Origin of the sequence: Tropicibacter alexandrii (assembly GCF_003667315.2) — a bacterium.
In the GTDB taxonomy this organism is placed as follows: domain Bacteria; phylum Pseudomonadota; class Alphaproteobacteria; order Rhodobacterales; family Rhodobacteraceae; genus Tropicibacter; species Tropicibacter alexandrii.
Window position 1 is genome coordinate 1 of the sequence record NZ_RCTZ02000033.1, and the last position, 12,574, is coordinate 12,574.

Sequence of the window (12,574 nt, forward strand, 5' to 3'; positions counted from 1 at the left end):
AACACGATCTCATGGGTCAGGCTGGCGTAAACCAAATATCCACCTGTCGTGTGCACAACACCCTTGGGCTGCCCGGTCGAGCCCGAGGTATACAGGATGAAAAGGGGATCTTCGGCATTCATCTCGGCGGGGCGGCAGTAATCGTCGGCCTCCAGCGCCATCTCGTTATAGTCGTAGTCGCGCCCGTCCACCCAGGTGGTTTGCCCGCCGGTGCGCTTCACGACCAGGCATTTGACGTCGTCCTTGCAATGCAGCAGGGCCTTGTCGGCATTGGTTTTCAGCGGGGTCTTGCGGCCGCCGCGGGGGGCCTCGTCGGCGGTGATCACGACCTTGGCGTCGCAGCCATTGACGCGCGCGGCCAGCGCATCGGGCGAGAAGCCGGCGAAGACGATGGAATGCACCGCGCCGATGCGCGCGCAGGCGAGCATGGCATAGGCGGCTTCGGGGATCATCGGGAGGTAGATGATGACCCGGTCACCCTTGCGCACGCCGAGTGACTCCAGCACGTTCGCCATGCGGCAGACGCGGCGGTGCAGGTCGTTATAGCTGATCGACTGCGCGGGCTCGTTGGGATCGTCGGGCTCGAAGATGATGGCGGTCTGGTTGCCGCGGGTTTCCAGATGGCGGTCGATGCAGTTGGCGGCGACGTTCAGGGTGCCGTCGCGGAACCACTCGATGGACACCTGGCCCAGGGTGAAATCGACATTCTTGATCTCGGTCGGCTGCTTCATCCAGTCGATGCGCTGCGCCTGTTCGGCCCAGAAGCTCTCCGACTCCGACACGGATTGCGCATACATCGCCTCGTATTGCGCAGCGTCCACATGCGCCTTCGACACAAGGTCGGCGCTGGGTGCATAGGTCTTGCTCATTTTGGCTCCTCCACAAATGATTTGGGGGCAGGGAACAGGTCCCGGCCCCCAGTTGCAAGTCCACTTTGGTCGTGGAGGCCGGGCGATTTCGCTTAAATCGCGAGGTATTCGGCGCGCAGCGCCTCGTTTTCCAGAACCTCGGCGGCGGTCCCGTCAAAGACGATGGAGCCGGTGTCGAGGATCACGGCCCGGTCGGCCAGTTGCAGCGCACGCACCGCGTTCTGTTCGACGATGACCGTGGTCATGCCCTGTTCCTTGATGTGGCGCAGGGTCTTTTCGATCTCGTCGACGATCACCGGCGCGAGGCCTTCATAGGGCTCGTCCAGCAGCAGCACCTTGATGTCCCGCGCCAAGGCCCGGGCAATCGCCAGCATCTGCTGTTCGCCGCCCGAAAGGGTCACGCCCTCTTGGTTGCGGCGCTCGCCCAGACGGGGGAACAGCTCGTACAGACGGTCGATGGACCAGCCGATCGGCGGGGCGATCTGCGCCAGCTTGAGGTTTTCCTCGACCGTGAGGCCGGCGATGATGCGACGGTCCTCGGGCACGAGGCCCAGACCGGCCACGGCCGCCTCATGCGCCTTTTTCAGGTGCAGCGGCTGGTGATCCAGCCAGATCTCGCCATGGGTGACCTGCGGGTCATCCAGACGGGCAATCGAGCGCAGCGTGGTGGTCTTGCCCGCGCCGTTGCGGCCCAGAAGGGCGAGGATCTCGCCCTCGTGCACGTTGAAGGAAATGCCCTGCACGATGTAGCTTTCACCGTAGTAGGAATGCATGTCCCACACTGACAGGAAGGCTGGGGCGGTTTCGGCCATATTGGCGTTCTTGGAAAAATCCGGACGGACGTTCATCTTGGTTTCCTCCCGTCCCGGACTTGATCCGGGACCTCATGGTGGAGGCCCCGGGTCAGGCCCGGGGCGCGGTGTGATGCTTAATGCGCTTCGCCCAGATAGGCTTCCTGCACTTTGGGATGGCCCTTGATGTTCTCGGGCGCATCTTCGACCAGCGGGGTGCCCTGCGCCAGAACGGTGATCCGGTCGGCGAGGGAGAACACCACATGCATGTCATGCTCGATGATGGCGATGGTGATGTCGCGCTTTTCCTTGATCTCCTTGAGCAGGTCGATCGTGTTGTTGGTATCGGCCCGCGCCATGCCGGCGGTGGGCTCGTCGAGCAGCAGCAATTTCGGACGCTGGATCAGGCACATGGCCATCTCCAGTCGCCGCTTGTCGCCGCGCGACATCGAGGCGGAATGCATGTGGCGCTTGTCCAGCATGTTCACCTCTTCCAGCATCTGTTCCGCTTCTTCGCGCAGCTGGCGTTCGTTCATCACGCTCTTGATCGCGTGCAGGCGGTAGGAGCCGTCCCGCTTGGCAAAGAGCGGGATCATCATGTTTTCCATCACCGTCAGATCGCCAAAGATCTCGGGCGTCTGGAACACGCGGGAAATGCCCATCTGGTTGATCTCGTGCGGTGACCGCCCGAGGACCGACTGGCCGTCGAACATGACCGACCCGGTATCGGGGATCAGCTTGCCGACGAGGCAGTTGAGCAGGGTGGATTTCCCGGCCCCGTTGGGGCCGATGATCGCGTGGCAGGTGTTCTCCTTGACGGAGAGGTTCACGTCACCCAGGGCTTGCAGGCCACCGAAGCGCTTGCCGACGTCTTTGACTTCAAGAATACCCATCGGTCTCTCTCCTTATTCCGCAGGCTCGGTGGTGGCTTTTTCGCTGGTTTCCTTGGCCTTCTTGCCTTTGAAGGCCCGCGCGATGCGCTGTCCGCCTTCGACAAGGCCACCGGGCAGGAAGATCACGACCAGCATGAAGATGATGCCAAGCGTCAGGTGCCAGCCCTTGCCCACGAAGGGGTGCAGGATCCAGACAACCGCGTCTTCCATGCCGTCGGGCAGGAAGGCGAACCAGCCGTGCAGGACATTGTCGTTGATCTTGGAAAAGATGTTTTCCATGTATTTGATCGCGCCTGCGCCCAGCACCGGGCCGATCAGGGTGCCCGCGCCGCCGAGGATGGTCATCAGGACGACCTCACCGGAGGCGGTCCACTGCATGCGCTCGGCACCGGCCAGCGGATCCATCGAGGCCATTAGGCCACCGGCCAGACCGGCATACATGCCCGAGATCACGAAGGCCGCCAGCGTGTAGGGCTTCGGGTTCAGGCCGGTATAGTTCATCCGGGTCTGGTTCGACTTGATCGCGCGCAGCATCATGCCAAAGGGTGAGCGGAAGATGCGGATCGCGAGGTAGAAGGCGATCAGCATGACGATTGCGCAGACATAGTAGCCAGCGGAGAAGGTGAAGCTCCACGGGCCCACGGCCATGTCGAAGGCAGAGCGCATTTCGAGGCCGAACAGGTTGGTCACCGGGATGGAGCCGTCCGCCGCAACCGCGCCGCCAAAGATGCGCGGATCGTCAAGTGCGATTTGCAGGCCGGTCTCGCCGTTGGTGATCGGGGTCAGCACCGAATAGGCCAGCGCAAAGGACATCTGCGCGAAGGCCAGCGTGAGGATCGAGAAGTAGATCCCGGACCGGCGCAGGCTGACGAAGCCGATGACCAGCGCGAACAGGCCCGAGATGATGACGCTCAGGATGATCGCGGGGAGGATGTTCATGCTCAGCAGCTTGAACATCCACACGGCGGAGTAGGAGCCCACACCGAGGAAGGCAGCGTGACCGAAGCTGAGATAGCCGGTCAGGCCGAACAGGATGTTGAAGCCGATGGCGAAGATCCCGAAGATCACGAAGCGCTGCATCAGGTCCGGGTAGCCGGCATTGAACTGCGCCAGACCGCTATCGCTGGGGAAGGGGTTCAGGATGAACGGTGCCAGCAGCGTCAGGACGGCAACGAGGATGAGCAGGGTTGAGTCTTTTTTGTCGAGTCCGAACATGTCTGGTTACTCCATCACGCCTTTGCGCCCCATCAGACCGCGCGGACGGGTCAGAAGGATGACGATGGCGACAAGGTAGATGATGATCTGGTTGATGCCGGGAATGGCCGAGATCACCGCTTCGAGCGAGGCGAGGCTTTCGAGGACGCCCAACAGGAAGCCTGCGAGCACGGCACCGGGCAGCGAGCCCATGCCGCCGACAACGACCACGACGAAACTGAGCACGAGGAAGTCCATCCCCATGTGGTAGTTCGGCGCATTGATCGGCCCGTACATGACGCCCGCAAGGCCCGCGACGGAGGCGGCGAGGCCGAACATCAGGGTAAAGCGCTTGTCGATGTCGATGCCCAGAAGGCCCACGGTTTCACGATCCGCCATGCCGGCGCGGACAACCATGCCGAAGGTGGTGAATTGCAGGAAGGCAAAGACACCGCCGATCACGACCAGCGAGAAGCAGAAATAGACCACGCGCCAGGCCGGGTAGAAGATGCCGGGCAGAACCTCCACGATGCCCGACAGGGCCTCGGGGGCGGGGGTCTGGATCGGGTTCGCGCCGTAGAAATACTTGATGATTTCCTGCAGAACGATGGCAAGGCCGAAGGTCACGAGGATCTGGTCCGCATGCGGGCGCTTGTAGAAGTGCTTGATCAGGCCGCGTTCCATCACGTAGCCGATCAGCAGCATGATCGGGATCGCGAAGAGGATCGCCAGTGGCACCGACCAGTCGATGATGGCGGCCCCGGTTTCCGGTCCGAACCAGCTTTCGACGTAGGGAGTCTTGACCTTGGCGGGGTTGCCGAGGAAGTCGGTCTTGGTCGGGTCGATCGTCTCGTAGGAGAGGTTGAACAGGCGCTGCAGCGTGACCGCGCAGAAGGCGCCGATCATGAACAGCGCGCCGTGGGCGAAATTCACCACGCCCAGCGTGCCGAAGATCAGTGTAAGTCCCAGCGCGATCAGCGCATAGGCCGAGCCCTTGTCGAGCCCGTTCAGAATTTGAAGAATGATTGCGTCCATTGACCCCACCGTCAGGTTAAGTGTGGAGAGCGCCCTTAGGCCATGCCTGAGGACGGGAGTATAAGAACCGATGTCGTCTCGGGAGTGAGAGGTAGGATGGGTGATCACCCATCCTACTTTGGGTGCGTGGGGTAGGATGGGTGATCACCCATCCTACTTTATCGATCACGCGCCCGGGTTGCAGGTGCCCAGGGCACCGCCAGCGAACATCGGGTGATCCGGCGCGTAGGTGACCTGCGATGCCGGGGTGACTTCGACGACTTCCAGAAGGTCGAACTCGGAGGTCGGGTTCTCTTTACCCTTCACGACAAGCACGTCCTTGAAGCACTGGTGGTCCTCGGCGCGGTACAGGGTCGGGCCGTTGCCCATGCCGTCGAATTCGAAGCCTTCGAGGGCCTCGACGACTGCGCAGGGGTTGAACGAACCGGCGCGCTGCACGGCATCCGCATACAGCAGCGTCTGCACGTAGCAGGTATGCGCGGCCTGCGACGGCGGGAAGCCGTACTTGGTGCCGAACGACTTGACGAACGCCTTGGAGCCCTCGTCCTGCAGTGACCAATGCCAGTTGGTCGAACCGACGATGCCCTTGATGTTCTCACCGGCGCCGCGTGCCATCAGGCGCGAGAACAGCGGAACGACGATCTCGAAGTTCTTGCCGTTGGCTTGTGCGTTGCGCAGGCCGAACTGAACCGCGTTGGTCAGCGAGTTCACCATGTTTCCGCCGTAGTGGTTCAGAACCAGCACGTCGGCGCCCGAATCCTTGACCGGCGCGATGTAGGACGAGAAGTCCGTCGCGGCCAGCGGGGTCAGCACGTTGTTGACGGTTTCCCAGCCCATGGCCTCGGTCGCGGCTGCGATCGATTCCTGCTGCGTCCAGCCCCAGGTGTAGTCGGCGGTCAGGTGATAGGCCTTGCGGTCGGTGCCATAGAGGTTCTTCAGAACCGGGGCCAGCGCCGCGGCGGACATGTACCCGTTGAAGAAGTGACGGAAGCCGTTGGCCTTCTTGTCCTTGCCGGTGGTGTCGTTCGAGTGGGTCAGGCCCGCCATGAAGATCACGCCGGCTTCCTGGCAGAGGCCCTGAACGGCCACGGCCACGCCCGAGGACGAGCCGCCGGTGATCATGATGGCGCCGTCCTTTTCGATCATCGACTTGGCCGATGCGCGGGCAGCGTCAGACTTGGTCTGGGTGTCGCCGGTCACGTAGTCGACCTTCTTGCCCAGTATCCCGGTGCCGTCCAGCGCCTTCGACGAGAAGGTGCCCATCATGCCGCCGTCGCCGCCACCGTTGAGGTGCTCGACAGCCAGCTCGTAGGCGCGCAGTTCGTCTGCGCCTTCGTCGGCATAGGGGCCGGTCTGCGGCACGTTGAAGCCAAGAACCACGTTCGAGCCGGTCGGCTCGTTGGTAAAGGCGCTTGCGGAAGACGCGGTGAAGATGGTCGGCAGCGCGACGCCTGCGCCAGCGACGGCGCCGGACTTCAGCACGCCACGACGTGTCAGGTTGTTGGACATAAATATCCTCCCAATTTCATGAATGGCAAAGGCGGCTCCTCAACGGCCTTTGCACGCACCACTGTGCAAAATTACTATGACGCATTAACCGAAAATCACGCAACAAGGGCTTTTCTTGAAAGGGTTTTTTTGTCAAAGATTGAAAAGTATGCCGTGGTAAACTGTAAATTCATGTATGTTGCAATGCAGAAACCCGTTGTTTTGCCAAGGGAATGCCCATGCCCCGTGACACCTTGACCGGCTCGCGCATCCGCGAAAGGCGGGTCGCGATCGGAGTGAAACAGGCCGATCTGGCGCGGCGCGCCGGAATCTCGGCCTCGTATCTCAACCTGATCGAGCACAACCGGCGCAGAATCGGCGGCAAGCTGCTGCTCGATATCGCGGCGGTGCTGGATGTCGAGCCGACGATGCTGACCGAAGGCGCGGGTGCGGCCCTGATCGCGACCCTGCGCGAGACCGCCTCGGAACTGGGCGGGGCGGCCGAACTGGACCGGGTCGACGAATTCGCCGGGCGCTTTCCCGGCTGGGCGCAGCTGCTGGCGGATTGCCGGGCGCGCATCGTCACGCTGGAACGCAGCGTCGAGACCCTGACCGACCGCATGACCCATGACCCGCATCTGGCAGCCTCGCTGCACGAGATGCTGTCGACCGTCACGGCGATCCACTCCACCGCTTCGATCCTTGCCGAGCCGGGTGAGATCGATCCGGACTGGCAGACCCGTTTTCACCGCAACATCCATGAGGACAGCGCCCGCCTTGCCGAAACCTCGCGCGGACTGGTCACCTATCTGGAGGCCGACGAGGCCGACGCCACGCGGACGGGCACCCCGCAAGAGGAACTGGATGCCGCCTTGGAGGCGACGGGCCATCATGTCCCCGAACTCGAGACCGCAGGCGGGTCGGTGGACGCCGCCATGGAGCGTCTGGGGCAGGACGCATCGCTGTCGGCGCAGGGGTTGCTGCGGGATTGGCTGACGCGCTACGCGGCCGATGCCCGCGCCCTGCCTCTGGACCTTGTCGAAACGCCCCTGCGCCGCCATGGCCCCGATCCGGTCGCGCTCGCCCATGCGCTGGACGCCGATCCGGCCCGCGTGATGCGGCGGCTGGCCACGCTGCCGCCCGATCTTCTTCCGGAACCGGTCGGGCTGGCGATCTGCGATGCCTCGGGGACCTTGCGCTACCGCAAGCCGCTGCCCGACTTCCCGATGCCGCGCTTCGGCGCGGCCTGTCCGCTTTGGCCGCTGTATCATGCGCTCAACAGACCCGGCGTGCTGCTGTCGCTGCCGGTCCAGCAGCCGGGCCGCACCGGGCCGGGCCTTTGGGCCGAGGCGCTGGCGGTGCCGCGCGGACGCATCGCCGTCAATGACGAGGCGATCTACGAGGCGCAGATGCTGGTGCGTCCGCATCCGCTGGTATCGGAGACGCCCGTGCCCCGTCCTGTTGGCGTCGCCTGCCGGGTCTGCCCGCGCGAGGCCTGCGCCGCGCGGTCCGAGCCGTCGATCCTTGCGCCCGCCGGCTGATTGCCTGCGGCATAGCCGCCCGTCCGGACTGTCTGACCTTTTGACAGGCCGTTATTTATAGGCATACAGTCGCGACACTCCGGGACTGAAAAGCGTCCAGCAAGGACTAGGCCGGGGATGCACGGGGGGGAATGAATGGCCGGGCAGGTTCTGCTGATCGAGGACGAGCCGAACATCATCGAGGCGATCAAGTTCATCCTGTCGCGCGCCGGCTGGGATGTGGCAACCCATTCCAATGGCGTCGATGCGGCAGAGGTGGTGCGCGCCCGCGCCCCCGATATACTGATCCTCGACGTGATGCTGCCGGGCCGGTCGGGCTATGACATCCTGCGGGAACTGCGCGACGATCCGGGCTTTGCCGACCTGCCGGTCCTGATGCTGACCGCGCGCGGCCAAAGCAAGGATCGCGAGATGGCCGAACGCGCGGGTGCCTCGCGGTTCATGACCAAACCCTTTGCCAATGCGGATGTGCTCGACGCGGTGCGGGCCCTGACCGGCGCATGAGCCCCGCCTCGGACAGCGACCAGCGAATCCCGCTCTTTGTCGAGCGTCAGACCTATCGTCGACGGCGCATCGTCGACGCGGCGCGGGCGCTGCCGCTGCTGGGGCTTCTGTTGTGGTGGGTGCCGTTGCTCTGGGCGCTGCCGACGCAGCCGGTCTCTGCGTCGACGGCGCTGATCTATGTCTTTGCCGTCTGGTTCGGACTTGTCGCGGGCGCGGGGGCGCTGATCGTCGCCTTGGGGCGGACACGCGCGCAGGACAAGCCGTGAGCATGCTCAACAGCCTTGCGGCGATCTCGGTCGCCTATGTGGCGCTGCTGTTCGCGGTTGCCTTCTTTGCCGAGCGCGCCGCGCGGCGAGGCCGGGGCAACTGGCTGCGCGCGCCCATCGTCTACACGCTGTCGCTGTCGATCTACTGCACGGCGTGGACGTTTTACGGGGCGGTCGGCAGCGCGGCGCGCAACGGTTTCGAGTACATGACGATCTATCTCGGCCCCAGCCTCGTGCTGATCGGCTGGTGGTGGGTCCTGCGCAAGCTTGTGCGGATCGGGCGCGCGCAGCGCATCACCTCGGTCGCGGACCTGATCAGCTCGCGCTATGGCAAGTCGAACCTGCTGGGCGTGGGCGTCACCCTGCTGGCGGTGATCGGCACCACGCCCTATATCGCGCTGCAATTGCAGTCGGTGACCCTGTCGGTCGAGGTCTTCGGCCATCCCGGACTGCCGGGCACCCAGGGCCCGACCAGCACCGCGTTCTGGGTCGCGGCGGGCCTGTCGGTGTTCACCGTGATCTTCGGCACCCGCAATCTGGACGCGAACGAACGCCATCACGGCGTGGTCATGGCCATCGCGCTGGAGGCGATCGTCAAGCTGGCGGCACTGCTGGCGGTGGGCGCCTTTGTCGTCTGGGGCATGTCGGGGGGCATCTCGGGCACGCTGGAGCGGATCGACGCCTCCGAACTCGGGCATTGGAACGTGCAGGGCGGGCGCTGGGTCGGGCTGATGCTTCTGTCGGCGGCGGCCTTTTTGTGCCTGCCGCGCATGTTTCAGGTGCTGGTGGTCGAGAACGACAACGACACCCAGTTGCGCATGGCGGCTTGGGCCTTTCCGCTCTACCTGATGCTCATGAGCCTGTTCATCGTGCCGATCGCGGTGGTGGGCCTCGACGTGCTGCCCGAAGGGTCCAACCCGGACCTGTTCGTGCTGACGGTGCCGCTGAGCCAAGGGCAGGACGGGCTGGCGATGCTGTCTTTCCTTGGCGGCTTCTCCTCCGCCACATCCATGGTGATCGTCGCGGCCATTGCCCTGTCGACCATGGTCTCGAACCACATCGTCATGCCGATCTGGCTGCGCTTCACCACCGGGACGGCATCGGTGTCGGGCGATGTGCGCCACGTGGTGCTGCTGTCGCGGCGGATCTCGATCGCCGGGGTGTTGCTGCTGGGCTACCTCTATTACGCGATGTCCGGCGGCGGGACCGCGCTGGCGACCATCGGGCTGGTGTCATTCACCGGCGTGGCGCAGGTGCTGCCTGCAATGCTGGGCGGCATCTTCTGGCGCGGGGCGACGCGGTTGGGCGCGCTGGCGGGGATCGGCACTGGCTTCGTGATCTGGCTCTATACGCTGTACCTGCCCAGCTTCGGACCCGGCGTGGTGCTGCCCGACAGTTTCTTTGCCGAGGGGCCATTCGGCATCGCCTCGCTCAACCCCAACGCCTTGTTCGGGCTGGACGGGCTCGACCCGCTGCTGCATGCGGTCCTGTGGAGCCTGACATTGAACACGGTGGCCTTCTTCGCCGCGTCGCTGTTCAGCTTCCCAAGCCCGCTCGAACGGCTTCAGGGCGCGCAATTCGTCAATGTCACGCAGGCGCCCGGCAGCGCGCGCGGCTGGACGCAGGGCGTCGCGCAGGCCGAGGACCTGATGGTCATGTCACAGCGCATCATCGGCGCGTCGGAGGCGGTGGCGCTGTTCCAGCAGGCCGCGCGCGAACAGGGGCTGGACGGGCATCTGCCCGAACCCACCCCGGCCTTCCTGCAACGGTTGGAACGCGAACTGGCGGGCTCTGTGGGGGCGGCGACGGCGCATGCGATGATCGGGCAGATCGTCGGCGGGGCCGCCGTGTCCGTGCAGGACCTGATGGCCGTGGCCGACGAGACCGCGCAGATGATGGAATATTCCGCCCGGCTCGAAGCGCAATCGGCCGAGTTGTCGCGCACCGCCGCGCAGCTGCGCGCCGCCAATGACAAGCTGACGCGCCTGTCGGTGCAAAAGGACGCCTTTCTCAGCCAGATCAGCCATGAATTGCGCACGCCCATGACCTCGATCCGGGCCTTTTCCGAGATCCTGCGCGACGCGCAGGGGCTGAGCGACGAAGAACAGTCGAAATACGCCTCGATCATCCAGGACGAAGCGATCCGCCTGACCCGCTTGCTGGACGATTTGCTGGACCTCTCGGTTTTGGAAAACGGTCAGGTGTCGTTGAATGTTGGGCAGGGCCTCCTGCGTGACGTGCTGGACCGGGCGCTGGCGGCGGCTTCGGCCAACGAGGGCGAGCGCGGTCTCGAAGTGGTCCGCGATCCGGTTGCCGAAAACATCCGCCTGCACACCGATACCGAACGGCTGAGCCAGGTTTTCATCAACCTGGTCACCAATGCCCGGAAATACTGTGATGCGACCGCTCCCCGCCTGACGATTCGCGTGGAACCCCACGAAGATCGGGTGATCGTCGATTTCATCGACAACGGCTCGGGGGTGGCGACGGAGTCTCAGGACATGATCTTTGAGAAATTCGCCCGCGTCAGCGATCAGAAGGCCGGCGGCGCAGGTCTGGGACTGGCCATCTGTCGCCAGATCGTGGTGCGCCTCGGGGGTGAAATCAGCTATCTGCCGGGCCAGGGGGGCGGTGCCTTCCGCGTGATCCTGCCGCGCGAATTTGCGCTGGCGGCGCAATAATTCCTTCCAATTCCGAGCCGTGTTTCAGACCTTGGTAACCAAATCGGGCCATAACCGAAAGCGGAGGCATGAATGTCGAGTGAAGGATTCCATGGCTGACGGTGGGCGAGATGATGTTTTGGGCCAGAAGGCACTGGCGGCCCAACGTGCGTTCGAGGCGCGCGGCATGTCGCCCTCCAAGGCGCTGCGCCGCGCCCTGTCGCGCGCGGCTGACGGTCTTTGGGACCTCGCGCTGGTCTGCCAGTCCGTCTCGATCGAGGCGCATGATCAGGACGGCGTGATCGATTGCCTGTCACCCTCGGAATTGCTGCTGTTGCTGGATGGGCCGGAGGGCACGTTGGGTCTGGTCGCCATCGAGCGCGACGTGATGACCGGGTTGATCGAGGTGCAGACGATCCAGCAGGTCAGCACCATTCCCTTCGATCCCGAGCGTCCGCTGACAGCGACCGATGCCGCGATGATGGCACCGATGATCGACGCCACGATGGAGCGCATGGCCGATTACCTCGTCGATCATCCATTGCACGGGGAAATCACCGGCTACCGCTTTGGCGCCATGGTCGAGGATTCGCGCACCGCGTCGCTGTTGCTGGATGCGCATGGCTACCGCGCCTTCCGGGCCGAGGTCGATCTGGCGCTGGGCCGACGCAAGGGCAGGGTGTCGATCTACCTTCCCGAGAAGGACTTGAAGAAGGGCAAGGGCGGCGCAGCGGCGGAACCTGCGGGTCCCGGCCCGCACGAGGACCGTCTCAGCCGCGTGCCAGCTCGGCTCGATGCGGTGCTGAGCCGGATCACCATGTCGCTGGGGCAGGCCGGAACGCTGCGGCCCGGCGATCTGCTGAAACTGCCTGTGGATGTGCTCGACCGGGTCGAGGTGACGGCGGGGCGCGGGCAGCTCGTGGCGCGGGGCAAGTTGGGGCAAACCAACGGCATGCGCGCCGTGCGCTTGACGTGGCCGCCCCGCGATGGCGAGGCGCCCGGCCCGGTCAAATATGGTCGCCGTGCCGATGACGTGCCCGGTCTCGTCCCCGGCGCACCGGACTTTGCCGGCGCGCTGGCGGCACCGGAACCGGCCGGGGATTTCGCGGCGGACCTGCCCGAAATCGATGTCGAACCGGCCGAATTCGAAAGCGAGTTCAGCAACGATTTCGACACCGCTGGCGGCGATGCTGCCTTGCCGGATATCGACTTTGCCGCCGATGCCGCCGATTTCGACCTTGGTGAATTCGACATGCCCGACGATGACAACGATATCGGGTTGGGCGACGAGTTTGCCTCGGCGCCGATGGATTTCGATTTCGATGAAAAGTAG

The 12,574-nt window shown here is 64.3% G+C and carries 11 protein-coding genes; 5 read left to right on the plus strand and 6 right to left on the minus strand.

The genetic code is table 11. The annotated features are described in order from the left end of the window. The 6 genes from D8Z78_RS23270 to D8Z78_RS23295 form a co-directional block, all read right to left on the minus strand. The coding region (locus D8Z78_RS23270) for an AMP-binding protein (RefSeq protein ID WP_164933072.1) at window positions 1-869 on the minus strand (869 nt) is incomplete at its 3' end. 92 nt (window positions 870-961) lie between these two features. Continuing rightward, window positions 962-1,717: an ABC transporter ATP-binding protein gene (locus D8Z78_RS23275; protein WP_121634232.1), complete on the minus strand. Its 756-nt coding sequence runs from the start codon at window positions 1,715-1,717 to the stop codon at window positions 962-964. An 80-nt stretch (window positions 1,718-1,797) separates the two neighbouring features. Next, complete coding sequence (locus D8Z78_RS23280; protein ID WP_121634230.1) at window positions 1,798-2,553, minus strand: ABC transporter ATP-binding protein; 756 nt, start codon at window positions 2,551-2,553, stop codon at window positions 1,798-1,800. Window positions 2,554-2,565: 12 nt separating this feature from the next. Further along, a complete protein-coding gene (locus tag D8Z78_RS23285; RefSeq protein ID WP_121634228.1) occupies window positions 2,566-3,768 on the minus strand; it encodes a branched-chain amino acid ABC transporter permease in 1,203 nt (400 codons plus the stop codon). Window positions 3,769-3,774: 6 nt separating this feature from the next. Beyond that, window positions 3,775-4,782: a branched-chain amino acid ABC transporter permease gene (locus D8Z78_RS23290; protein ID WP_121634226.1), complete on the minus strand. Its 1,008-nt coding sequence runs from the start codon at window positions 4,780-4,782 to the stop codon at window positions 3,775-3,777. A 165-nt stretch (window positions 4,783-4,947) separates the two neighbouring features. Continuing rightward, entirely contained in the window at window positions 4,948-6,291 is a 1,344-nt protein-coding gene (locus D8Z78_RS23295) for a substrate-binding protein (protein WP_121634224.1), read from the minus strand. 218 nt (window positions 6,292-6,509) lie between these two features. On the opposite strand from D8Z78_RS23295, the gene D8Z78_RS23300 reads away from it, so the two are divergent. From D8Z78_RS23300 to D8Z78_RS23320, 5 genes are all read left to right on the plus strand, one after another. Further along, a complete protein-coding gene (locus tag D8Z78_RS23300; protein WP_121634222.1) occupies window positions 6,510-7,811 on the plus strand; it encodes a helix-turn-helix transcriptional regulator in 1,302 nt (433 codons plus the stop codon). Between the two features lie 135 nt (window positions 7,812-7,946). Then, window positions 7,947-8,315 (plus strand): response regulator transcription factor, encoded by a 369-nt coding sequence (locus D8Z78_RS23305; protein WP_121634220.1) that lies wholly within the window; start codon window positions 7,947-7,949, stop codon window positions 8,313-8,315. Then, a complete protein-coding gene (locus tag D8Z78_RS23310; protein WP_121634218.1) occupies window positions 8,312-8,581 on the plus strand; it encodes a hypothetical protein in 270 nt (89 codons plus the stop codon). The genes D8Z78_RS23305 and D8Z78_RS23310 overlap by 4 nt, the downstream gene beginning before the upstream one ends. After that, window positions 8,578-11,262 (plus strand): ATP-binding protein, encoded by a 2,685-nt coding sequence (locus D8Z78_RS23315; protein WP_121634216.1) that lies wholly within the window; start codon window positions 8,578-8,580, stop codon window positions 11,260-11,262. Before D8Z78_RS23310 ends, D8Z78_RS23315 begins: the two co-directional genes overlap by 4 nt. Before the next feature lie 91 nt (window positions 11,263-11,353). Next, window positions 11,354-12,574, plus strand: a complete 1,221-nt coding sequence (locus tag D8Z78_RS23320; RefSeq protein ID WP_121634215.1) for a FliM/FliN family flagellar motor C-terminal domain-containing protein — start codon at window positions 11,354-11,356, stop codon at window positions 12,572-12,574.